Here is a 21,218-nt window from a genome sequence, read left to right as displayed (position 1 = left end):
TCTTGTTTCTGAACCATGTTAGTATTTCACTATTATTATGAAAATAGATATGAAAACAGGAAGTAGGGATGGGAATGGCGCAAAACTCGTTCGCCTCAAAAATTGGATTCATCTTAGCGGCCGCAGGGTCAGCGATTGGTCTCGGTGCGATTTGGAAATTTCCGTATGTCACCGGTACAAGTGGAGGCGGCGCTTTTTTGCTCATGTTTTTAGCGTTCACGCTCTTACTCGGGTTACCATTATTGATTGGTGAGTTCATCGTTGGACGCTCGACACAAAAGACGGCACTGCTCGCCTTTAAAAAATTAGGCCACGGCCGTTGGACACTCGTCGGTTACCTCGGCGTCATCGCATGTTTCTTACTGCTCTCGTTCTATAGTGTCATCGGCGGATGGGTCTTAATCTATGTCGGCCTCGGACTGAGCGGGACATTGAACGGACGTTCGCCTGACGAGTTCGGTACCGTATTTGGAGATGTCGTTTCGTCACCAGGCATCGCCGTGTTCGGTCAGTTCTTGTTCTTATTGATTACGCTCTTAATTGTCTTAAAAGGTGTCGAAGCAGGAATCGAGCGCATGAGCAAGATTTTAATGCCGCTCTTGTTCGTCAGTTTCATCGTGCTCGTCATCCGTTCGTTGACGCTCGACGGAGCGATGGAAGGGGTTCGCTTCTTCTTGCAGCCTGACTTCTCAGCTTTAAGCGGGGAATCGGTCTTATTCGCCCTCGGTCAAGCATTCTTCTCGCTGTCGCTCGGGGTTGCGGCCATGTTGACGTATGCGTCGTACATTCAGACGAAAGGGACGCTCAATCGTTCTGCGAATATGATCGTCCTGTTGAACATCGCCGTCTCACTATTGGCAGGGCTCGCGATTTTCCCGGCCGTGTTCGCGTCAGGGCTCGACCCGGCGGAAGGTCCGGCGCTTCTTTTCGTCGTCTTGCCGGCCGTCTTCAACCAAGTCCCGCTCGGTGGGTTTTTCATGGTGTTGTTCTTCTTACTGTTCACGTTCGCCTCGATCACGTCATCAATCGCAATGCTTGAAGTTGTCGTTGCCGGTGTGACCGATAGACTGAACGAAAAGAAACAAACGATGTCAAAACGGAACGTCACACTCTTGTCATCAGCAATCGTGTTTGCGGTCGGGATTCCATCGGCGCTCTCGTTCGGGGTCATGAGTGAGATGCAGTTCTTAAACGGTCGAACGTTCTTCGATTCGATGGACTACGTCGTCAGCTACATCTTAATGCCGGTCGGTGCGCTTTTAACATCGATTTTCGTCGGGTATGTCGTCGATCAACGTATTTTGAAAGAAGAAATTCAAACATCGGGCGCTGGTGTCAAACTGTACCCGGTCTGGCATTTCTTGATTCGCTATGTCATTCCGGTGACGGTCGCTATCGTCATGGTGTCAACTTGGGTCACGGTGTAACGTGACGAACGCCTCCTGATTCAATGAATCGGGAGGTTTTTTTGTATCCGAGCGCTTATGACTTTTCGTTCTTGCGACCGAGAGAGAGCATGGCATCATTATGCTAAGCTTATAAAGATGACGAAACTTTTTTTGAAGGGTCACGTAAGGTACAATAGAAGTATCATGAGACGAGGTGAAACGGATGAAAACATGGATGAAATGGGCCCTGACCGGGGCGATCCTATATTTTGCCATAAGCGTTTTTGATTTCTCTTGGTTGTTTATCATCGTCGGGGCGCTCGTGTTAAACGAAGTGTGGTCGAACAATAAACGCCGGAAGCGGGTACCCGCGCCCGTTGCCAAACGGGCCAAGAAAAAACTATTGCTCGATGAAGATGAACCGTTCGTCGGTTCGCGCATCTTGAAACCACTCGAGGAATCAGCTCCGGTGCATCAGTTTGAGGCGACCGACGACTTAGAGCTTCAATTTTTACAGCGGACGATTGAACAAGGGTATGAGAAACTGCAACAAATCGACCGTGTCTTGCCAGAAATCAAAGACCTCGAGGTCTGTCGTGAGATGAAGGCGGTGTCGAAGGAGGCGCACGAATTGTTCGCCGAGTTGTTCGAGAATCCACAAGACGCAAAACACGTTCGTGACTTGTTCACGTTTTATTTAGATTCACTCGTGTCGGTCGTGTTGAAATTTAAAGAACTAGAAGGAAAACGCGTCGTCATTCAAGAAGAGACACGTGAACAGTTGATCACCAATATGCGACTCATCGTCGACAAGTTCAAACAACAGCGCAGCCGTCTGTTAGAAGATGACGCGGTCGACTTTGAACGAGAGTTGATCATGATGGAAAAAGTATTGGCCGATCAACCAGAAGGGAGAAAAAAGCATGACTTCATCGAATGAAACGAACTGGCAGTCATGGCCAGAAGAAGAGCTCACCTCACAGACGAAAACGAAGACGGAGACCGATGCAATTTCGGACCCATCTGTAGACTGGTCAGCAATGACAGAGAAACACGAGGTGCCAGCCATTCAAGTGAATCCGGATGTCCCGCAAGAACACCGGGAACGGATCACGCGACTCGCCGAATCGATTGACATCAAAAAGACGGATTCGGTGATGTTGTTTGGTTCGAACGTGCAACGTGAACTGTCGCAATTCTCGGATCAAATTCTGACCGAGGTCCGGATGAAAGATGGCGGCGACGCCGGGAAGCTGTTGTCCGACTTGATGCAGAATGTGCGCAAGATGGACCCGGATATGTTACAGCCGGAGAAGAAGAGCTTCATGGACAACTTGCCGCTCATTGGTCGGGCCAAAAAGAAGGCTGAGAACTACAAACTTCAGTTTGAAAAGATGAGCGTCTATTTAGAAGAAGTCATCCATAATTTAGACCGGGCCAAGTTCGGTTTGATGAAGGACATCACCATGCTCGATCAAATGTATGATAAGAACAAACGTTACTTCGAAGAACTAAACGTCTATATCGCCGCTGGGGAGACAAAGCTTGATCACGTACGCAGCTATGAAATCGCCCCGCTCCGCCAAGAAGTCGAGATGTCGAAAGACCAGGTTAAACTGCAACAGTTGAATGACATGATTCAACTCGCGGACCGGTTCGAGAAAAAATTGCATGATTTGAAACTGAGCCGGACGATCAGTCTGCAAATGGCGCCACAAATCCGTGTCATCCAACAGAATAACCAAATTTTGGCTGAGAAGATCGAGTCGGCAGTCGTCAACACGATTCCGCTCTGGAAGAACCAAGTCGTGCTCGCGCTCAGCTTGACGCGTCAAAAGACGGCACTCCGGATGCAGCAAGACGTCACAAAGACGACGAACACGTTGCTCGAACAGAACTCGAAGATGTTGAAAGACTCATCGATCGAGATCGCGACGGAGAACGAGAAAGGCATCGTCTCGGTCGAGTCGCTCAAAGTGGCGCACGAAAACTTGCTCTCGACGCTCGATGAGACACTCCGGATTCAACAAGAAGGACGTCAGAAGCGCCGTGAGGCCGAACGTGAACTTGATCGGATGGAGCACGAGTTGAAAGAAAAAGTCATCGAAATCGCTTCAAAAAACAAAGAGTTGCCAAAAGAGACTGGATATTGAACGAGGAAAGTCTGAGCACTCAGACTTTCCTTTTCTTTGAGGAGGATCAGAACATGGAAAAACAACGGCTATGGGATGAAACGTGGTTACAGTTCGCCGACATGATGGCGGTGCGCCATTCGAAATGTGCCTCGAAAAGTGTCGCTTGTGTCATTGTCAAGGACGAGAAGCCGATTTCAATCGGTCTGAACGGGACGCCACCCGGGCATACGAACTGTAACGAAATCTTTTTAAAACGGGAAGACGGCTTTTATAAACGAGCCGAATATGTATCGACAGACGCTGTCGAATTGCTCGAGGCACCGGTCTCGATCATCCATAACGGTGTGACATTTATTAAATGTTCGGACCCATACGATCACCACCACTGGTCGAAACAGCATGAAATCCACGCCGAAATCAATGCGATTGGAAAGCTCGCCGCGGATTCGACGAACGCGTTCGGTGCGACGGCGTACGTGACCCATTCACCGTGCCACGCCTGCTCGCTCGCTTTAATCGCATCACGCGTGGCCCGTGTCGTCTATGCGGTCGGCTATGAGCATGGTGATGGCCTTGAATTGATGCGTGAGAGTGGGATTGACGTGGTACATATGCCGCTTGAAAAAAGTTTCAAAAACACATTGTAAACGTTTACATTCGATGTTATATTATTAATGTACTGCCAATGGTGTTTTACTCTTCCATTATTCGTCTCTCTTCGGAGGGGCCTTTTTTTATGGCTAGGTATAAGTGAGACAAAGTTTACACATAATGTTCAATATTTCACAATCTTTTTGAGGATTTCTTTCTTATAATGAAAGTAGATTAACGAGAGGGGAAATGTTACATGGAAAAACAAGTTCGTTTCACAGATGGTGCCTATGATGTGGAAGCGTTGATTACACTTGAAGAGGTGTGGGAAGATAAATTTGCCATCGGGACGCATAAAGAGCTCGCCGTTAAGTCATTAAAAATCAACGGAAACGAGGTTTCGGAGTTGAAGCACGTTCGGGCGTTGCTTCGTTACTACCCGACGCTCGGTGTCTCGGGCATTTTGCTAGCGCTCGACGGTGCCGCAGCTGAGATTGTCGCTTTGTCAGGAGATACGGATCCGGCGCTCCGGTTTGTTGAACTCGTCGCGTTACAAATGGACGAGGCGGCGACGGAAGAGTTGAAAGACCTATACGCTGAGATGGCGGTCTAACTTCGTCAGGATGGCGTCCACGTCATCCTTTTTTTCATTTTCGGGTTGCAATGCGGGTTCAGTATGGTACTATTATCAATAGATGAAGAAATGGAACGCCATATCGTTATCGACAACCAAAAATGGGGATCTAGATAGCTAGATCGCTGTGAAAAAGCCACGTTCATAGGAACGTGGCTTTTTTTTGTATAATTTCGAACCCGGCGCCGACATCAAAGGCGGTATGGGCGTCTGAACCGAGCACGAACGGGATGCCGAGTGCGGCCGCCTCGGACGCGACGTCAATGGCGTAAGGTTGGCCGCAATCAGGCTTACGGAGCCCGGCCGTATTCAAATCGAGACCGAAACCGCGCGTAGCGATCGTTTGTAACAAATCCGTCTGTTCGCCCTGAACGTTCGAGCGGTCCCACGTGTAATTGTGTTGGTATTTGATTGGTAAGTCGATATGTCCGATCCGGTCCACTTTCAAGCGTTCCCAAGGGAATGCGAGGCCGGCAGCGAGCGCTGTGTAGTATTGTTTCATCACGGCCTCGAACGAGCCGATACGTTCGACGAGGACATGAAACGTCTCCGCTGAGAAGTCGATAGGCAGGAGCTCATCGTCGACGAGGAGAAAGTGTTGGGACAAGATTGCTTCGTCTAATTCGTCAGAATACGGTTCGAGCAACGCCAGCGTCTCGGACTCATACCCAGGCAAGTAGTCGATCTCCAAGCCGATGCGAAGATCAAGTTCGGGATACGACCGCTTCAACGTCTGCAATGCTTCTATATAACGTGGGAGCAAATCGAGCGCCATCGCCGAGTCTTGGTCTGGCGTCGGATCGCGGAATCGTTCGGGGAGCGGCGCATGCTCCGTGAACGTGAGCGTCTTGATTCTTTGGTTCAAGGCGCGCTTTACATACGCTTCGAGCGAATCGGATGAGCCATGCGGACAAAATGGGGTGTGAAGGTGACCATCACGGGTAAAGTCAATCATCAGTCGACATTCCTTTCGAGTTCGCCGGTTGACAGCACCGGCTTGGTTTGATAAATTTAACACACTACTTTAGTTTGGTAAAGTGATAATAAGATAAAGGGTGATATCGATGATTTGGTTCAATACAAAAGGATCCATCCCGGAAGGATGGCACGAATTGCAAGGGGAGGACGTCTTGCGTCCGAAGCAGTGGATGTTGTCATTTTTAGAACGAGCCGAGTCAAATGGCTATAGTGTCATTGAGCCACCGCTCGTGGAATATTATTCTCACTATCAAGACTTGGCCTTATTTGATGAATCGGCCTATTATCGCCTTTTCGGGAACGATGGCGAGTTGCTCGTCATGCGCCCAGACTATACGTTACAAATCGCTCGGAAACTCGCTGATGGTCATGAGCCGATGCGAGTCGCCTATGCCGGGGCCGTGTATCGGCGTACCCCGAAACATTCGGGACAGCCGCATGAGCGTCAACAGCTCGGTCTCGAATGGATTGACGGGGACGCTCCCGATATGGAGTTGATCGCGTCATTCCTCAGTATGACTGAGCGGGTGTTGCCGCAAGACGGGCTTCGAATCCAAGTCGGTTCGGCTGCCTTGGTCGCCGCCGTGGCGGATGAGGCCGGCATCCCTGAGCGGACGCTCCGCCAATATTTGGCGCTCCGTAACTTGGAATCACTCCGTGACCTCGCGAATACGTATCAATACCCGTTAATCGCGAAGTTACCGTTCTTAATCGGTGACTCGGCACTAAATGAGTTGCGTGAAGTCGCCGAGCCAGGTTTGACGGCTGCAATCGAAGAAGTCGAGCAGGCGGTCGAACATTTACGTTCCATCGGTTTGAACGTATCGTATGACTTTGGTCAGACCGGGGATTTTGATTACTATTCAGGTTTGACGGTGACAGGCAGCATCGACGGACGACGCGTCCTCTCGGGCGGTCGTTATGATTCACTATATGGACATTTCGGCCAATCGCGACGGGCGTTCGGGCTGTCGCTTGATTTAGAACAGTTAGGTGAGGTGATTTTATGAAGGTAGCCATCGCGAAAGGACGCATCGAAAAAGCGGCCCGAGACTATTTCGAACAAGTCGGATTAACCGTCTGGCCTGAAAAGCGCGGCCGCGAACTGACGGTCGAAGTCGACGGGCATGAGTTCATCTTCGTCAAAGGGGATGACGTCTATAAATACGTCATGCACGGCGCGGCAGACGTCGGCGTCGTCGGTGGCGACATCTTGCGAGAGAAGACGCCTGGCGTCCTCGAAGTCGTCGATTTGCCGTTCGGCCGTTGCCGGATGGCGGTTTGCGGACCGAAAGAACGGAAGAACGGGACGAAAAAATTGAAAGTCGCGAGCAAGTATCCGAATATCGCCATCTCTCACTTCGCTTCGAAGCGACAGAACGTCGAAGTAATTGCGTTGAACGGTTCGGTCGAACTCGCACCGCTCACAGGACTCGCCGATTGCATCGTCGATATCGTCGAGACGGGGGCGACGCTCCGCGCGAACGACCTCGAGGAATACGAAACGATTTTCACGGTGAACGCCAAGTTCATCACGAGTGAGACGGCGCTCGCCAACGATCCTGATGAATTGAAGGCTTGGATTCGTCGTTTAAGCAAGGAGGAAGCGAAATGAGCACGGAAACGAATCGGAGCCGGCGTGAAAGCTGGGCGGAAGCGGTTAAGCCAATTCTCGAGGCCGTGGAGTCAAACGGAGATGAGGCGCTCCTAGAGTTTACAAAGAAATTTGACGGTGTCGACGTAATCGAAACGGTCGACTTGACGGCCTTCACGCCACCTGAAGCTTACGGGGAGTTGACCGAGGCGTTGACGCTCGCCGCCGAACGCATTCGCACGTTCCACGAGCGTCAGCGTCGCCAAGACGACGCGTATGAAGATGGCATGTTCAAACTCGGACGTCGCTTCATGCCGCTCGACTCGGTCGGCGTCTACGTACCGGGTGGGACGGCCGTCTATCCCTCGAGCGTCTTGATGAACATCATCCCGGCGAAAGTGGCCGGTGTGAAACGGATTGTCATGGTGACGCCACCGAAATCAGATGGCATTGACTTGTCGCTATTGATTGCGGCAAAAATCGCAGGGGCAGATGAGTGTCATCTCGTCGGCGGAGCCCAAGCCGTGGCCGCCTTGGCGTTCGGTACCGAGACGATTAAGCCGGTCGATAAAATCGTCGGACCTGGTAACGCCTATGTCGCGACAGCGAAGTCGCTCGTTTCGCACATCGTCGGTATCGACTCGGTCGCCGGGCCATCTGAAGTACTCATCATCGCCGATGAGACGGCCAATCCTAAATGGGTCGCCGCCGACTTGCTCGCCCAAGCAGAACATGACGTCGAAGCGACGGCACTCGCCCTCGTCACGTCAGACGAGTTGGCCGAACGAATCGAACAGGAATTGACACACCAGTTGGCCGAGTTACCACGCCGTGACATTGCGGTCGAGGCATTGAAACGAGGCGGGGTACGCATCATGTCGAGCGAACGTGCAATCGAAGTCGCCAACGAGATGGCAGCCGAGCACGTCCAACTTGCCGTCGCCGACCCGGAAACCTATATGCAAGCCATCCGTCACGGTGGTTCGTTCTTCCTTGGTCATGAAGCCGCAGAAGCGTTTGGCGATTACATCGCTGGACCGAACCACGTCTTGCCGACGAGCGGGACGGCTCGTTTCTCGAGCGGTCTCTCGGTCGATGATTTTTACCGGAGACAGACGTTCCTTCAGATGACGGAGCTCGATGAACGTGTCACACGCGCAGCGATTCGCATCGCGCAACAAGAACAACTTGACGGCCACGCCCGGGCGATGGCGGTCCGATTGGAGGACGTATGAGACTGAACTATGAGACGATTCCCCGCTACGTCCCGCATGCGGTCAAAGGACATGCGTTGAATCAAAACGAGAGCCAGTATGAGTTCCCGGAGCGGTTGAAGACGGCGATCCGAGAGCTACCGCTCGATTTGAGTCATTATCCGGTCGACGAGTTGACGGCGCTGAAACAAAGCTATGCGGCATATGCCGGTGTGAGCCCGCAACAACTCATGGTCGGCAGCGGGAGTGACGAATTGCTAGCGATTCTCTGTCAGGCCATTCTTGACGCCGATGACGTCGTCGCCGCCCCGATTCCCGATTTTTCGATGTACGGCATTTATACGCATATTGCTCGCGGGAATTTTGTGCAGCCGGATGCGGACGGATTGTCGATTCGATCATTGCTCGAGACGATCGAGGCGGAACGGCCGAAGCTCGTGCTCGTATCGAACCCGAACAATCCGACGGGAAAGATGTGGTCACTCGATGAACTCGAAACGGTCGCCAGCCGTGTTCCATATCTCGTCGTCGACGAGGCATATATTGATTTCACGATGGAAGATTCATTTAAAGACCGACTCGCGAACCATGCGAACGTCATCATTCTCCGGACGCTATCGAAAGCGTTCGGACTCGCGAATCTGCGCATCGGCTTCATGATCGCCGACGAATGCTTAATCGAGAAGATTGATCGGTTCCGTTCGCCGTTCAACGTGAGCGGGCTGAGTGCGGCCGTGGCGACGGTCGTGTTGAACGACCCCGATTACATCGATGAGTCGATTAACTTCCACCAAACGCAGCGACAAAAGCTTGAAACGTTGCTCGCACCGATTGGAAACGTCTTACCGAGCCGTGCCAATTTCCTATACGTCGAGACACCGGACAGCGAAGTATGGGCAGCCCGCTTCCTCGAAAAAGATGTCCACGTTCGCGCGTTCGCAGACGGGATTCGTGTCAGTGCCGGCACGGACGAGGCGTACCGCTTGCTTCAACAAACGATAGAAGAGGTGACTTCACTTGAGAACAGCTGAGACGAAACGAGAGACAAAAGAGACGAATATCGAGCTCAAGCTTGATTTGAACGGGACGGGGAAAAGTGACATCAAGACAGGCGTCGGCTTCTTTGACCACATGCTGACACTGTTCGCGTTCCATAGCCAAATCGATTTGACGGTCCATGTCGAAGGGGACACGTGGGTCGACGCCCACCATACGGTCGAAGACGTCGGAATCGCCCTCGGGCAGATGATCAATCAAGCGCTCGGTGACAAAATCGGTATCCGCCGCTATGGCACGAGTTATTTGCCGATGGACGAGACGCTCGCGCGTGCCGTCGTCGACGTGTCGGGCCGTCCGTTCCTCGTCTACCGGGCCGATATCAAAAATCCGAAACTCGGAGACTTTGATACCGAGCTCGCCGAAGAGTTTTTCCGGGCCGTGGCGATGAACGCCCGCTTGACGCTTCATCTTGAGGTGCTCTACGGATCGAACTCGCACCATATGATTGAAGGGTTGTTCAAGGCGTTCGGTCGCGCCCTCGCTGAAGCGATCGGGCAAGACGGATCGAATCGACTCCCATCGACGAAAGGACTGATCGAAGGATGAAGGTGGCGGTCATCGATTATGGTATGGGCAACGTGTTCAATGTCGAACGGGCGCTCCAAGCCATCGGCTGTTACGTTACCATCACGAACGATCCTGTCGACATTGAGGCGGCTGACGCTATCTTGCTTCCGGGCGTCGGCGCATTCCCGCAGGCGATGCAATCGCTGAACGAGACGGGACTGATTCCGCTGTTGAAGCGGTCGGCACATGAAAAACCGTTCCTTGGTATCTGCCTTGGCATGCAGCTCTTATTCGAGTCGAGCACGGAAGGGGTGCCGACAAAAGGACTCGGGTTGATTGAAGGACGCGTCGAACGGATGCGAGCGAAACGTCTGCCGCACGTGGGATGGAACTCAATTTTGCGCGATGAGGACGTCTATTTCGTCCACTCGTATCACGTCGTGACCGACCCGGTCCATGTGATTGCTTCTGCCGATTATATGGGGGAGGATGTGCCGGCCATCGTGCAAAAAGGACTCGTCACGGGGATGCAGTTCCACCCGGAGAAGAGCGGCGCGTTTGGACTCAGTTTACTGAAAGAATGGAAGGAGGCGGTCGAACGTGAGATTACTACCGGCCATTGATTTGATTGACGGAAAAATCGTCCGCTTGACAGAAGGCGATTTCAATACAGAAGAACAGTACGGAGACCCGTATGAGAAATTGAAGGAGTGGCAAGGGCGCGTCCCGATGCTTCACTTGATTGATCTAGAAGGGGCGAAAGCCGGTGAACCGAGACATCTCGATGTCGTCCGCTTTGCCAAAACGTGCGGTTTCTTCGTTCAGACCGGCGGGGGCATCCGTTCCGAGGAAGCGCTCGACGCGGTCATGGCGACCGGTGCGGACCGAGTCTTGCTCGGGACAAAAGCGTTCACGGATCCTGATTTCTTGGACCGGGCGCTCGCGAAGTACGGCGAACGTGTCGCCGTCGCTCTCGATGCCTATGACGGGATCGTCGCTGTCAACGGCTGGCAAGAAGCGACCGAACTGCAAGACATCGATGCTGCGAAAGGGCTCGTCGACCGTGGCGTCAAAACGATTCTCTATACGGACATCGGGTCGGACGGGAAATTGAACGGACCGAATCTCGAACGGATGAAGGCGCTCCGGGACGCTGTCTCGGTCACGCTCATCGCCTCAGGTGGTGTGACGACCGAGACTGACGTCGAAGCACTCCACGCGGCCGGCATCGATGAAGCGGTCGTCGGGAAAGCACTACTTTCCGGCCAAGTCAGTCTCGATGACTTGATTGAGTGGGAGGCGCGCCATGCTTAAACGTCGCATTATCCCTTGCCTCGATGTGAAGGACGGTCGTGTCGTCAAAGGAGTCGAGTTTGTCGCGTTACGCGACATCGGCGATCCTGTCGAGATTGCCAAATATTATGACGCCTCTGGTGCGGATGAACTCGTCTTTTTAGACATCACCGCAAGTACGGAGCGGCGTCAGACGATGCTTGACGTCGTCAGCGCCGTCGCTAGGAAAGTGTTCATCCCGCTCACGGTCGGTGGCGGCATCCGGTCGCTTGAAGACATCTCTTCACTTTTAAAAGCCGGGGCCGATAAAGTGTCACTCAATACGCTCGCCGTCGAATCACCGGATTTGATTAAACGGGCCGCCGAGCGGTTCGGGTCACAATGTATCGTCATCGCCATCGACGTCAAATTTGAGGACGGGGAATACATCGTCTACACGTACGGTGGAAAGAATCGGACCGAATTACGTGCGGTCGACTGGGCCAAACAAGTGACCGAGCTCGGAGCTGGCGAATTGCTCGTCACGTCGATGAACCAGGACGGGAAGCAGAACGGGTATGATTTAAAGATTCTTGAGCTGCTCCGCGAGGCCGTCGACATTCCGATCATCGCCTCGGGCGGTGCCGGGAACGCGAATCATGTCGTTGACGCGCTTGAGAAAGTTGATGCGGCGTTACTCGCCTCGATTTTGCATGACCGGAAAACGACAGTGGAAGAGGTGAAACACGTATGCAGCGAGCACAACTTGCCGATGCGGTTCGTTACGACGCAAACGGATTGATTCCAGCTATCATCGTGTCGACAGAGGACGACGCCGTCCTCATGTTAGGCTACATGAACGATGAGGCAATTCAGAAAACGCTTGAGACGAACACGGTCACGTTCTGGTCACGTTCGAAAGGGCGACTTTGGATGAAAGGCGAGTCGAGCGGGAATACGCTCGAACTCGAGAGCATCCACGTCGATTGTGACCAAGACGCACTGTTGGTCCGTGTCCGTGCCAATGGGCCGACGTGTCATACGGGAAATCGAAGCTGCTTTTTCATGGAGGTGGAAGGATGATTCACGAATTAGAGAAGTTGATTCAAGAACGACAGGCGTCACCGAAAGAAGGGTCGTATACATCTTATCTATTCGATCAAGGTGTCGATAAGATTGCCAAGAAGTTTGGGGAAGAGTCGTTCGAGGTCGTCATCGCGGCGCTGAACGATGAAGATTTGGTCGAAGAGTCGGCCGATCTCTTGTACCATTTGCTCGTCTTGCTCGCCGCTAAAGGCGTGTCGTTACAAGACGTCGAGGCGCTCCTCGCCAAACGGCATGGGACGACGACTCCGGCGAAACCACGCCGTGACGTCACTGACTGGTAACAGAAAAGGAACGAAGTCACAATCGGCTTCGTTCCTTTTGATTAGCGGTTGACCGAGGCGGCCATGCGAATATACGTATGGCGTCGTCCACGGATGGCGATCGATAACGCCTGAATGTTCTCTGGTGTGGCAATCCCGGACAAGCCGGCATCCCCAATATGGAAGATGTCGGTCCCGCCACGTTTCGAGGACAAGGCGATGTCACGAATCGTCGACTCATCGGAGCCTTCTTGCGATGTGCCGATGGCAGCGACGACGAGTTTGTTCATCGCTTGAATCTCACGTGTGACTTCATAGAACTCGTCTTCCCGGACGCCAGGGACGGTGCCGGGTGCCGGAATCAAGATGATATCGGCACCGGCCTCGGCGAATCGGACGTATGCTTCACGGTCGAGGACACGGCCGACGCCTGCTTGGTGCATCTTACCGGCGATGATGACCCCAGCGAACTCTTGGCGCGCGTTGATGATGGCTTGCTCGATCGCCTCGTTCGTCACCCCGGTGTTCGGGTTTCCGGTCAGGCAGATGAAGTCGATACCGAGCTCTGACGCTCTGGCGAACGCTTCCCGTGTCGCGAGCCGTCCTTGTTTCACATCATACATATCCTCCGATTTCTCAGAGAAATCGACTGGTTCGAGGTTAACTCCAATCGGCAGACCGACGAGTCGTTTCAATTCCATAATCGGATTGTCAGACATCGTCTCACCGGGTACGTTACCGAACAAGGCGTGGCTTTCGAGACCTTTTATGTACGGATGGAACACGTCGAGCATGTTTAAAAGAATCATATCGGCACCGAACGCCCGAGCGAGTTCGGCGTTCGTCACTTCTGGATAGAGCGGTTGTACGGTCGGGATGACCTCGGCGAGTACGGTCCGCCCTTCGGCTTTGCGAATCGATCCAATCAAATCCGAGCGGTTGAACGTCAAGAAATCACTGGCTCTACAGTCAAGAATTCGTTTCATCTGTCTATTCCTCCTCTAGTTCGTCATGTTCCTATTCCCCGTTTCGCTAGAAATTCCTCTATAATGATGACAGAATAGGGGGAGATGCAGATGACTGAAAAAGAAAAGATGATTCGAGGCGAACTTTACTTGGCCGGGGATGATGAGCTCGTCGCCGACCGGCGTCAGGCCCGGCGTTTGACGGAGCGGTTCAATCGGTCCGGCATCGACGAACTCGACGTCCGAAAAGCAGTGTTAGCGGAGCTGTTCGGCTCGACCGGGAACTCCTACTATATGGAGCCGACATTCAAATGTGACTACGGCTATAACATTCATCTCGGAGAACGGTTCTTCGCCAACTTTGACTGCGTATTCCTCGACATCTGTCCGATCACGTTCGGTGACGATTGCATGCTCGGGCCCGGTGTCCACGTCTATACGGCGACGCATCCGCTCGACCCGACTGAACGGATTTCAGGTCTTGAATACGGGAAGCCGGTGACGGTCGGACATCGGGTATGGATTGGCGGCGGTGCCATTCTAAACCCAGGGGTGACGGTCGGTGACGATGCCGTCATCGCCTCTGGCGCCGTCGTGACGAAAGATGTTCCGGCACGGGCTATCGTCGGGGGCAATCCAGCAAAAGTGCTCAAATTCATACCATGACGAAACGACCCGACGTGATGTCGGGTCGTTTGCTTATGCTGTCGGTTGTGACGCAAAGGTGACTATTGCCTGACGTGCTGCTTCGAGAGCAGATTCATTGCCGAGCGTGATGCGAATCCCGTCCGGTTGTTTCGACGTGTGAACCCCATGAGAAGCGAGGTGGGCCCAGACGGCCTCCGGCTCATCGAGCGTGACGTAAATGAAGTTCGCCTCGGCGGGATGGACGTGTCCAATCGTGGCGAACAAATCGGTCCACTGTCCGCGCATGTCGGCGTGCCAAGCGATGGCCTCGTCGAGATAAGTCGTATCTTGTAGGAACATGTTGGCGATTTTCGCACTGACACCGCTAATGTTGAACGGCGGGACGAACTGACGGAAATAAGCCGCGAGTTCAGTCGTCGCCACCATGAAACCGAGGCGGACGTTGGCCAAGCCAAACGCCTTCGATAACGTCCGCAACACGATTACATTTGTGAATGAATCAAGGTGAGCCACCATACTCGACACCGGCGTGAAGTCGATATACGCCTCGTCGACGATCAAGTACGGCACGAGTCCCGCTAGTTCGGTCAATTCAGCGACGCTCCACAATTTTCCGGTCGGATTGTTCGGGTTTGACAACAGCAACAGCTTTGGTTCATGTTGCGCGATTGCCTGGACGAGTGCGTCATACGATAGATTATCGGCTTGCACGTGCCGTCCATGGGCGATTGTTGTGAAGATCGGATAGAGTGCGAAATCCGGGCTCGGTGACAAGACGACGTCTTCCGGTGCGAGCAATGCCTGAGTGACGACGTGAATCATCTCGTCACTGCCGCAACCGACGAGCAATTGATTCGGCTCGACACCGGCGTAGGCCGCGTAACGGGTGAACAACTCGTCAATCGGTTGGACCGGATACTCATGCAAGTCTTGGAACGAGATCGTCGCGAGCTGGTCATACAGGCGGGACGGCACCGGGAACTGACTCTCGTTTTGATTCAAACGGTACCCTTCTGGATAGGTGACTGGATAAATCGGCAGCGAGACTTGTCTCATTCCGTCGGCTCCATCGAGAACCATTTTTTGGCGAGTTTGTCGATTTCACCCGAGTCGATCATTTTGTTCAACTCCTCGTTGAACTGATCGCGAAGGTCGTCCTCCAATTTAAAGGCGGCGGCAGACCCTTTCTCGCCATCTTCTTTAAGCGCGAACGTATAGAGCCCTGCGTCTTGGTCCAAGTATTTTTGGGCGACCGTATCCTCGATGACCATCGCATCGATTCGACCCGTATTCAACTCTTGGACGATTTCTGGAATCTTGTTCAATGAGACGAGCTCTGCCTCCGGAGCTTGGTCTTTGGCAATGTTCTCTTGAATCGAAGCGGTTTGGACACCGATTTTCTTGCCGGCGAGCGCTTCGATTGACTCGAGTGACTCATCTTTCGTCATGACTAAGTTTGTCGCCGACAAATAGATATCCGAGAAGGCGGCATTTTCTTTCCGCTCTTCGGTCGGCGTCATACCGGCCATAACGAAGTCGACACGTCCGGCGTTTAGTGCCCCGAGAAGGCTGCCGAAGTCCATGTCTTCAATTTTTAGTTCGTAGCCGAGGCGTTCCGTGACCGTTTCGGCAATCTCGATATCAAATCCGACAATCTCGTCCCCGTTGGCCGTATCGACAAACTCATACGGGAAGTAATCGGCGCTCGTTCCCATGACGAGTGTCTTTTTCTCTTCGCCCGTCGTCTCTTGGCTACATCCTGCTAATAATGCACTTGCCACTAATCCCCCTGTAATGACCCACTTTTTCATGTATGAATTCCTCCTTCAAGATATGAGACTAAGTGTATATGCATAATTATTAATTGTAAAGAATAAAAATACAAAAATAATTAAAAAAAATGCATCCGGGAAAAAGTTTCAGGATGCATCGAATCGTCAATCAATCGCCTGGAGATAGGCGACGACGTCCGGTAAATACGTCTCGAGCGGGCGATTCGTATCGATTGTAAGCGCATGCATATTCGGTGGTTTTTTACTGCTGGCGACGGTCCGATCGAAATTTTCTGGTGAGACGCTTCCGATTTGACTGAGCTTCCGGTCGCGCTCGCGCAACCGCCGATTGATTACATCGACGTCGTCGACGAGACACTCGACGTAACGATACGTGGCTCCGTTATTTGCTGTCATCGCTAGGCCGCGGTCAATCATTACGTCATACAGACAAGGGCTATCTAGAATGACGTTCCGTCCTAAAGACAGATGGAACTCGACGAGTGCCCAATCGAGATCATAGGCGACTTTTCCGGCGAGCGCCGGGTCAAGCGGGTGTTGTGAAGTCGATTCAAGCAGTGCCGTCTTCGTGATATCATGATCGACGATGACCGCATCCAGCCGTCGGGCGATTTCCCGAGACAACGTCGACTTACCTGATCCGGGGAAACCGGACATTTGAAGAAAGAACATGGAGTACCCTCACGTTTCGTTTGATTTCCCGCGGCTGAATTCGGCGAACAACCGGCCGCCGAACGGGGAGAGTGTCTCATCGACGTAACGGATGAGCGCGTCGGTTTTGTTTGTTTGATAATACGCCTCAAGGGCAGCGACGAGTTCTCGGGCTGCATACGTATTGTAGCGTTCGAGAGCGCGGTACGTCCATTTGGAGGACCCCGTCCATTGTCGATTCGTGCGCAGGATGAACTCGCAGACTAACGTGGCGAGGGTGCTCGCGATGAACAAGCCCTCTGCACGACTTGTGCATCCGATCAAGTCATCGAGCACATCGGTCAGAAAGTATCGTTTCATCTCGATCGTCTCGTCCGTCCAAGCCTCTGGCCCGCTGTCGAGCAAGGCGCTCGCTTCACGCTTGATGTCTTCGAGGATATTCGTGTCCTTCAAGACGATGCCTTCAGTGACCATTCTCGGCAACGATGGAATGGCGCGCCGGCAATCTTGCTCAAAGAACGTCCGATACGACGTCAAGTTATGGGCGAACAGCTCGATAGGCCATCCTGCCTCGATGAACGATTCCCGATAAGACGAGACGAGCGTGTCGTCGAAAATGATGATGTCTAAATCCGACGTCTCGGTCACCTCACCACGGACGACGCTCCCGGCGAGCAGTGCGGCCCGACAGTGGGGAAAATGCGTTGTCACGAACGTCTTGGCCGCTATGATTGGTTCGAGTTTAGGAATCATAGTTGTTGCTCCGTACCGACGCGCGTTATAAAGTCGCGAACCTCTGTCCGTGAATGCAACATGATAACTCGTTTATCATCAGGAAGGCCATGCAATCGGTGGATCACATCCGGGCGTTGCGACTTCGGATAATCCCACACCCATTTCAAAAATTTCAAATCAAACCATTCTTCACAACCGTCCCCCATGTCCGGACGTGTCTTGCCACGATGGCTAAGCATGCGCTTCAAGACGCGGTATGTACAGACTGTCCTCGGCAAGTCGAGAAATATAATCGTGTCGGCCGCACTCAGGCGTAAGTCGAGCGTCCCACCGTAATTGCCGTCGAGAATCCACGACTCGTGTTCAATCAACTCGGACTGGATGGTAATTTGTTCTTGTCTCGTGGCGGGTGTCCAATTCGGTTTCCATAGGAAGGCATCCAAGTGATGGACGTCGATGTTGAGTCGGGTTCCTAAGTCGCGGGCGAGCGTCGATTTGCCCGAACCGCCAGAGCCGATGAGAATTATTTTTTGCATAGGAAATTACCTCTCGCATTTTGAATGTCATGATTCTTCTGATTCTAGGATGCGCCATTTTTCAATCTTGCCGTCTTCTTCATAAAGAACACGAACTTCCATCTGGTTTAAAACGAGCCGTTGCTCGGTGGCGAAGAGCACGATCGGATAACCGGTCGATAGCGGTTCGTCCGCTTCGAACACGGGACTGTGCGCCTGCATGGCATAATAACCGTCCGAGCGTGTGTTGGCCGCCCCGGCATCGACTTGAATCACCGTCTCGAACCCTTGGAGTCGCAACACGTAACTATATGTCGTCCGGGCGCCGCGTTCGAGCCGCCATTCCTCGATAATCGCCTCGTGACCATCGTTCACTTCTTCGAGTAACACTTTTTGTGCTGTGTACTCTCGTTCATACGGAATCATCTCTTGAATGTTGACAGCCGTCATGGTGGCGACTTTTTGTGATTCTTCAGATGGCGGTGTGATTAAAATACCGATAAAAATCAAGATCGGAATGAGCAGATAAATGATGACCCGACTTCGCATATGGTTTCACCTGTCCTTTATCGATTTTTTTCGCCATCTTCCGGCAGAACCCTGCCTGGCAGATGAAATATGTTTATGCTACACGTTGAAATGTCTCGGATTTCGGGAAGGCATGTATGATGAAGGCAGGAGGGGATTTATATGCGAATCGGGATTATCGGTGGGGGAGTTGCCGGATTGACGACAGGCGCGCTCGTGAGCCGAATTGGTCATGACGTGACGGTGTTTGAATCATCGCGGGAGTGGGGTGGTTGCGCCGGAAAATTCGAACGTGGGGACTATCGATTCCCGGCCGGGGCGACGCTCGGGATGGGATTTGAACCCGGCGGACTACACGAACGAGTGTTGACGTACTTGGGAGAGTCAATCGACGTTCGGGCGTTAGAGGAAGTGATGCAGATTCATGTGGACGGGAAAACGGTCCGCTATTATCAAGACCCGACTCGTTTTTTACTTGAACTTGAATCGACGTTTCCCGAGCTCGCTCCGCGGATTCGTGCTTTCTTGAATGAAGTATGGACCGATTTTGAGACGATTCGTCCTTTGTTTGAGACGTTACCGGCGTTGCCATTTCGAACGATTCGTGACGCATCGGTTGCGATACGTGGTTTTCGACCGACGCAACTACGTGCGTTTAGGAAGTTATACCGGCCGCTCGGTACAACGTTAAAACGGCATCGATTGAACGGGACGGCGTTCGAACGGGTCATCGACGGGATTTTGCTCGATAGTCTTCAGACCGGAGCTCGCGAAGCGAGTCACTTGCTCGCGGCCGTCGCGTTATCGATTTACCATGAAGGGGCGTTTTACGTCGACGGCGGCTTGTATACGCTCGCTCACGCCTTAGAGCGCTCGATTCAAAAAGACGGCGGGACGACGCTCCTCGGACGGCAAATCGTGAAAATCGAGCAAGTCGCGGACGGTTGGTTGTTGACCGATCGGCGGGGCCGGCTCGACCTCGTCGATGTTGTCGTGTCGGCCATTCCGCTCGAGGCGACCGCGCAGTTGGTCACGGGACAAGCGGCGCGGAAGTTCCAAAGACAGTACGGTCGTCAATTGGAACGGGCGCAATGGGGAACGTTCAGTCTGTACGTCACGTTACCTGAAGTGGCGTGCAAGGGACGTCCGCTGTTCCAACAAGTGTATAGTGACGATTTGCCGTCAGGACACGCCTTCATCTCGATGTCAGCCGCAGATGATTCGCTCCGGACCGAGCGACCGGAACGGACCGTCACCGTCTCGACCCATATCGATTTGTCGGAGTGGCAGGCTTGGAAAGACAAGGTGACGTATGAGAAACTAGAGACAGATTGGACCGAGCGCCTCGTCTCGGTCGTGAGTCGAGCGTTCCCGGACTGGAACGGCGAATCGTCTGTCATGTTGCCCGGGGGACCAGGGGCGTGGGTGAAATATACGAAACGTCCGCACGGCGCGGTCGGTGGTTATGCCCAAACACCGCAACAAGCTTTGTTCCATGCGGCGAGCTACCGGACAACCTTGCCGAACCTGTATGTCTGCGGGGACACAGTATTTCCGGGGGCAGGCACAATCGGGGCGATGACGAGCGGGCTTCATGTCGCCCGAGCGCTCGGTTCGAAGTTATGAGGGGAGACAAGTGGAGATGCAGAAAAAACGGTTTGACGAATTGACGACGAGAGAACTCTATGATTTATTGGCGCTCCGGACCGAAATTTTCGTCGTGGAACAAGATTGCCCATATCAAGAAGTCGATGGGAAAGACGTGGCGGCGGTCCATTACTGGATTGAGGCTGATGGTCGCCCGATTGCGGCGCTACGTGTCCTCGAGGAGGAGTCGCCGGTCGCCATCGGCCGTGTCGTCACAAAATCGACGCATCGCGGACAAGGCCATTCGCGGCGTTTGATGCAAGAAGCCGTAACTGACTTTGGCGATTGCGAATTGTACTTGCAAGCACAGACATACGTGGAGCCGTTCTATGCGAGCTTCGGGTTCACACGAACGAGCGAGGAGTACTTAGAGGACGGGATTCCTCACGTCGATATGGTTCGGACGGCGACCGTCTCGAAGTGAATCGATGCGGTACCGTTTGCCATAAGTTCGTGGTAGAATGATGAGGAATACTTGCGTGCGTCCAGACGTGCGTTCAATCATAGAGAGCAAAGGGGTTTACGATGGTGACTGATCAAACTGTGATTCAAAAAGCGAAAGAATTAGCCGACTTATTGGCGAGCACGCCGGAAGTGGCCCGCTTCAAGGAAGCGGAAACGAAGGTGAACGAAAGTGAACGCGTTCAAACGTTGATCAAACGTATCAAATACTTACAAAAAGAAGCCGTCAACTGCAAGCACTACGGGAAGACGGAAGCGCTCGCCAAAGTTGAGCTGAAAATCGATAAGGCGATGGACGAGCTCGATTCGATTCCGGTCGTCCAGGCGTTCCAAGAGACGCAAGTCGAAGTGAACGATCTGCTTCAATACGTGACGGTCACACTCGCCAACTCGGTGACAGATCGCATTATCGAGTCGACGGACGGTGACGTTCTCGCCGGTAAAACAGGAAGCGGCATGGCAGCGGAGAAATCACGCGGCGGCTGCGGATACTAACAAACAGACAGCTGGCCTTTGGTCAGCTGTTCTAATTTCT

General features: G+C 52.9%; 25 protein-coding genes and 1 pseudogene. 18 read left to right on the top strand and 8 right to left on the bottom strand.

Annotation, left to right across the window (positions count from 1 at the left end; all coding sequences use genetic code 11):
• Positions 1 to 74 precede the first annotated feature (74 nt).
• From DPV68_RS04905 to DPV68_RS04885, 5 genes are all read left to right on the top strand, one after another.
• A complete protein-coding gene (locus DPV68_RS04905) occupies positions 75 to 1,427 on the top strand; it encodes a sodium-dependent transporter (protein WP_114165722.1) in 1,353 nt (450 codons plus the stop codon).
• Positions 1,428 to 1,611: 184 nt separating this feature from the next.
• Complete coding sequence (locus DPV68_RS04900) at positions 1,612 to 2,328, top strand: 5-bromo-4-chloroindolyl phosphate hydrolysis family protein (RefSeq protein WP_114165690.1); 717 nt, start codon at positions 1,612 to 1,614, stop codon at positions 2,326 to 2,328.
• Positions 2,312 to 3,541 (top strand): toxic anion resistance protein, encoded by a 1,230-nt coding sequence (locus tag DPV68_RS04895; RefSeq protein WP_114165689.1) that lies wholly within the window; start codon positions 2,312 to 2,314, stop codon positions 3,539 to 3,541. Before DPV68_RS04900 ends, DPV68_RS04895 begins: the two co-directional genes overlap by 17 nt.
• Positions 3,542 to 3,594: 53 nt before the next feature.
• Positions 3,595 to 4,170: a deoxycytidylate deaminase gene (locus tag DPV68_RS04890; protein ID WP_114165688.1), complete on the top strand. Its 576-nt coding sequence runs from the start codon at positions 3,595 to 3,597 to the stop codon at positions 4,168 to 4,170.
• A 200-nt stretch (positions 4,171 to 4,370) separates the two neighbouring features.
• Positions 4,371 to 4,727, top strand: a complete 357-nt coding sequence (locus DPV68_RS04885) for a hypothetical protein (RefSeq protein ID WP_034777378.1) — start codon at positions 4,371 to 4,373, stop codon at positions 4,725 to 4,727.
• Between the two features lie 163 nt (positions 4,728 to 4,890).
• On the opposite strand, the gene hisJ is transcribed toward DPV68_RS04885, so the two are convergent.
• Positions 4,891 to 5,703: a histidinol-phosphatase HisJ gene (gene hisJ, locus DPV68_RS04880; RefSeq protein WP_114165687.1), complete on the bottom strand. Its 813-nt coding sequence runs from the start codon at positions 5,701 to 5,703 to the stop codon at positions 4,891 to 4,893.
• A 109-nt stretch (positions 5,704 to 5,812) separates the two neighbouring features.
• Here hisJ and DPV68_RS04875 point away from each other — a divergent pair, with 109 nt between their 5' ends.
• From DPV68_RS04875 to hisIE, 9 genes and pseudogenes are all read left to right on the top strand, one after another.
• Positions 5,813 to 6,736, top strand: a complete 924-nt coding sequence (locus DPV68_RS04875; RefSeq protein ID WP_114165686.1) for an ATP phosphoribosyltransferase regulatory subunit — start codon at positions 5,813 to 5,815, stop codon at positions 6,734 to 6,736.
• Complete coding sequence (gene hisG / locus DPV68_RS04870; protein ID WP_034777382.1) at positions 6,733 to 7,341, top strand: ATP phosphoribosyltransferase; 609 nt, start codon at positions 6,733 to 6,735, stop codon at positions 7,339 to 7,341. The genes DPV68_RS04875 and hisG overlap by 4 nt, the downstream gene beginning before the upstream one ends.
• Positions 7,338 to 8,555 carry a histidinol dehydrogenase gene (gene hisD / locus DPV68_RS04865; RefSeq protein ID WP_114165685.1) on the top strand — a complete coding sequence of 406 codons (1,218 nt, stop codon included), beginning with the start codon at positions 7,338 to 7,340 and terminating at the stop codon, positions 8,553 to 8,555. The genes hisG and hisD overlap by 4 nt, the downstream gene beginning before the upstream one ends.
• Positions 8,552 to 9,565, top strand: a complete 1,014-nt coding sequence (locus DPV68_RS04860) for a pyridoxal phosphate-dependent aminotransferase (RefSeq protein ID WP_114165684.1) — start codon at positions 8,552 to 8,554, stop codon at positions 9,563 to 9,565. Before hisD ends, DPV68_RS04860 begins: the two co-directional genes overlap by 4 nt.
• Complete coding sequence (gene hisB / locus DPV68_RS04855) at positions 9,552 to 10,139, top strand: imidazoleglycerol-phosphate dehydratase HisB (RefSeq protein ID WP_114165683.1); 588 nt, start codon at positions 9,552 to 9,554, stop codon at positions 10,137 to 10,139. The genes DPV68_RS04860 and hisB overlap by 14 nt, the downstream gene beginning before the upstream one ends.
• A complete protein-coding gene (gene hisH, locus DPV68_RS04850; protein WP_114165682.1) occupies positions 10,136 to 10,723 on the top strand; it encodes an imidazole glycerol phosphate synthase subunit HisH in 588 nt (195 codons plus the stop codon). The genes hisB and hisH overlap by 4 nt, the downstream gene beginning before the upstream one ends.
• Positions 10,701 to 11,414: a 1-(5-phosphoribosyl)-5-[(5-phosphoribosylamino)methylideneamino]imidazole-4-carboxamide isomerase gene (hisA, locus tag DPV68_RS04845; RefSeq protein WP_114165681.1), complete on the top strand. Its 714-nt coding sequence runs from the start codon at positions 10,701 to 10,703 to the stop codon at positions 11,412 to 11,414. The genes hisH and hisA overlap by 23 nt, the downstream gene beginning before the upstream one ends.
• Positions 11,407 to 12,174 carry an imidazole glycerol phosphate synthase subunit HisF gene (gene hisF / locus DPV68_RS04840; protein ID WP_114165680.1) on the top strand — a complete coding sequence of 256 codons (768 nt, stop codon included), beginning with the start codon at positions 11,407 to 11,409 and terminating at the stop codon, positions 12,172 to 12,174. The genes hisA and hisF overlap by 8 nt, the downstream gene beginning before the upstream one ends.
• Positions 12,123 to 12,760, top strand: a pseudogene (gene hisIE / locus DPV68_RS15175) (bifunctional phosphoribosyl-AMP cyclohydrolase/phosphoribosyl-ATP diphosphatase HisIE). The gene hisF and the pseudogene hisIE overlap by 52 nt, the downstream one beginning before the upstream one ends.
• Before the next feature lie 41 nt (positions 12,761 to 12,801).
• Here the strand turns inward: hisIE and DPV68_RS04825 are convergent.
• Positions 12,802 to 13,725 carry a DUF7916 family protein gene (locus DPV68_RS04825; protein WP_114165678.1) on the bottom strand — a complete coding sequence of 308 codons (924 nt, stop codon included), beginning with the start codon at positions 13,723 to 13,725 and terminating at the stop codon, positions 12,802 to 12,804.
• Between the two features lie 90 nt (positions 13,726 to 13,815).
• Between DPV68_RS04825 and DPV68_RS04820 the strand changes: the two genes are divergently transcribed.
• Entirely contained in the window at positions 13,816 to 14,370 is a 555-nt protein-coding gene (locus tag DPV68_RS04820; protein WP_114165677.1) for a maltose acetyltransferase domain-containing protein, read from the top strand.
• Between the two features lie 33 nt (positions 14,371 to 14,403).
• On the opposite strand, the gene DPV68_RS04815 is transcribed toward DPV68_RS04820, so the two are convergent.
• From DPV68_RS04815 to DPV68_RS04790, 6 genes are all read right to left on the bottom strand, one after another.
• Positions 14,404 to 15,408, bottom strand: coding sequence for a pyridoxal phosphate-dependent aminotransferase (locus DPV68_RS04815; RefSeq protein WP_114165676.1), 1,005 nt, complete (start codon positions 15,406 to 15,408; stop codon positions 14,404 to 14,406).
• Positions 15,405 to 16,163: a transporter substrate-binding domain-containing protein gene (locus tag DPV68_RS04810; RefSeq protein ID WP_034777396.1), complete on the bottom strand. Its 759-nt coding sequence runs from the start codon at positions 16,161 to 16,163 to the stop codon at positions 15,405 to 15,407. The genes DPV68_RS04815 and DPV68_RS04810 overlap by 4 nt, the downstream gene beginning before the upstream one ends.
• Before the next feature lie 126 nt (positions 16,164 to 16,289).
• The gene (locus tag DPV68_RS04805; protein WP_114165675.1) at positions 16,290 to 16,817 is read right to left on the bottom strand and encodes a P-loop nucleotide/nucleoside kinase family protein; all 528 of its coding nucleotides are present in this window, start codon (positions 16,815 to 16,817) and stop codon (positions 16,290 to 16,292) included.
• A 9-nt stretch (positions 16,818 to 16,826) separates the two neighbouring features.
• The gene (locus tag DPV68_RS04800) at positions 16,827 to 17,549 is read right to left on the bottom strand and encodes a nucleotidyltransferase domain-containing protein (protein WP_114165674.1); all 723 of its coding nucleotides are present in this window, start codon (positions 17,547 to 17,549) and stop codon (positions 16,827 to 16,829) included.
• Positions 17,546 to 18,067, bottom strand: coding sequence for a DNA topology modulation protein (locus DPV68_RS04795; RefSeq protein WP_114165673.1), 522 nt, complete (start codon positions 18,065 to 18,067; stop codon positions 17,546 to 17,548). The genes DPV68_RS04800 and DPV68_RS04795 overlap by 4 nt, the downstream gene beginning before the upstream one ends.
• A 27-nt stretch (positions 18,068 to 18,094) precedes the next feature.
• Positions 18,095 to 18,595, bottom strand: coding sequence for a hypothetical protein (locus DPV68_RS04790; RefSeq protein ID WP_114165672.1), 501 nt, complete (start codon positions 18,593 to 18,595; stop codon positions 18,095 to 18,097).
• A gap of 141 nt (positions 18,596 to 18,736) precedes the next feature.
• Here DPV68_RS04790 and DPV68_RS04785 point away from each other — a divergent pair, with 141 nt between their 5' ends.
• The 3 genes from DPV68_RS04785 (at position 18,737) to DPV68_RS04775 (ending at position 21,178) form a co-directional block, all read left to right on the top strand.
• Positions 18,737 to 20,200, top strand: a complete 1,464-nt coding sequence (locus tag DPV68_RS04785) for a phytoene desaturase family protein (protein WP_114165671.1) — start codon at positions 18,737 to 18,739, stop codon at positions 20,198 to 20,200.
• 16 nt (positions 20,201 to 20,216) lie between these two features.
• Complete coding sequence (locus DPV68_RS04780; protein ID WP_114165670.1) at positions 20,217 to 20,645, top strand: GNAT family N-acetyltransferase; 429 nt, start codon at positions 20,217 to 20,219, stop codon at positions 20,643 to 20,645.
• Positions 20,646 to 20,746: 101 nt separating this feature from the next.
• Positions 20,747 to 21,178 (top strand): YlbF/YmcA family competence regulator, encoded by a 432-nt coding sequence (locus tag DPV68_RS04775; protein ID WP_114165669.1) that lies wholly within the window; start codon positions 20,747 to 20,749, stop codon positions 21,176 to 21,178.
• The last annotated feature ends 40 nt before the right edge of the window (positions 21,179 to 21,218 follow it).

The sequence above is a fragment of the Exiguobacterium sp. TNDT2 genome, from assembly GCF_003331145.1.
Lineage (GTDB): Bacteria > Bacillota > Bacilli > Exiguobacteriales > Exiguobacteriaceae > Exiguobacterium.
This window is presented reverse-complemented; position numbering and strand designations above follow the sequence as displayed.

Bases quoted from the DNA above. Each gene is read 5' to 3' on its own strand.
- DPV68_RS04905 (WP_114165722.1), top strand. From the start codon at position 75: ATGGCGCAAAACTCGTTCGCCTCAAAAATTGGATTCATCTTAGCGGCC.
- DPV68_RS04900 (WP_114165690.1), top strand. From the start codon at position 1,612: ATGAAAACATGGATGAAATGGGCCCTGACCGGGGCGATCCTATATTTT.
- DPV68_RS04895 (WP_114165689.1), top strand. From the start codon at position 2,312: ATGACTTCATCGAATGAAACGAACTGGCAGTCATGGCCAGAAGAAGAG.
- DPV68_RS04890 (WP_114165688.1), top strand. From the start codon at position 3,595: ATGGAAAAACAACGGCTATGGGATGAAACGTGGTTACAGTTCGCCGAC.
- DPV68_RS04885 (WP_034777378.1), top strand. From the start codon at position 4,371: ATGGAAAAACAAGTTCGTTTCACAGATGGTGCCTATGATGTGGAAGCG.
- hisJ (WP_114165687.1), bottom strand. From the start codon at position 5,703: ATGATTGACTTTACCCGTGATGGTCACCTTCACACCCCATTTTGTCCG.
- DPV68_RS04875 (WP_114165686.1), top strand. From the start codon at position 5,813: ATGATTTGGTTCAATACAAAAGGATCCATCCCGGAAGGATGGCACGAA.
- hisG (WP_034777382.1), top strand. From the start codon at position 6,733: ATGAAGGTAGCCATCGCGAAAGGACGCATCGAAAAAGCGGCCCGAGAC.
- hisD (WP_114165685.1), top strand. From the start codon at position 7,338: ATGAGCACGGAAACGAATCGGAGCCGGCGTGAAAGCTGGGCGGAAGCG.
- DPV68_RS04860 (WP_114165684.1), top strand. From the start codon at position 8,552: ATGAGACTGAACTATGAGACGATTCCCCGCTACGTCCCGCATGCGGTC.
- hisH (WP_114165682.1), top strand. From the start codon at position 10,136: ATGAAGGTGGCGGTCATCGATTATGGTATGGGCAACGTGTTCAATGTC.
- hisF (WP_114165680.1), top strand. From the start codon at position 11,407: ATGCTTAAACGTCGCATTATCCCTTGCCTCGATGTGAAGGACGGTCGT.
- DPV68_RS04825 (WP_114165678.1), bottom strand. From the start codon at position 13,725: ATGAAACGAATTCTTGACTGTAGAGCCAGTGATTTCTTGACGTTCAAC.
- DPV68_RS04820 (WP_114165677.1), top strand. From the start codon at position 13,816: ATGACTGAAAAAGAAAAGATGATTCGAGGCGAACTTTACTTGGCCGGG.
- DPV68_RS04815 (WP_114165676.1), bottom strand. From the start codon at position 15,408: ATGAGACAAGTCTCGCTGCCGATTTATCCAGTCACCTATCCAGAAGGG.
- DPV68_RS04810 (WP_034777396.1), bottom strand. From the start codon at position 16,163: ATGAAAAAGTGGGTCATTACAGGGGGATTAGTGGCAAGTGCATTATTA.
- DPV68_RS04805 (WP_114165675.1), bottom strand. From the start codon at position 16,817: ATGTTCTTTCTTCAAATGTCCGGTTTCCCCGGATCAGGTAAGTCGACG.
- DPV68_RS04800 (WP_114165674.1), bottom strand. From the start codon at position 17,549: ATGATTCCTAAACTCGAACCAATCATAGCGGCCAAGACGTTCGTGACA.
- DPV68_RS04795 (WP_114165673.1), bottom strand. From the start codon at position 18,067: ATGCAAAAAATAATTCTCATCGGCTCTGGCGGTTCGGGCAAATCGACG.
- DPV68_RS04790 (WP_114165672.1), bottom strand. From the start codon at position 18,595: ATGCGAAGTCGGGTCATCATTTATCTGCTCATTCCGATCTTGATTTTT.
- DPV68_RS04785 (WP_114165671.1), top strand. From the start codon at position 18,737: ATGCGAATCGGGATTATCGGTGGGGGAGTTGCCGGATTGACGACAGGC.
- DPV68_RS04780 (WP_114165670.1), top strand. From the start codon at position 20,217: ATGCAGAAAAAACGGTTTGACGAATTGACGACGAGAGAACTCTATGAT.
- DPV68_RS04775 (WP_114165669.1), top strand. From the start codon at position 20,747: ATGGTGACTGATCAAACTGTGATTCAAAAAGCGAAAGAATTAGCCGAC.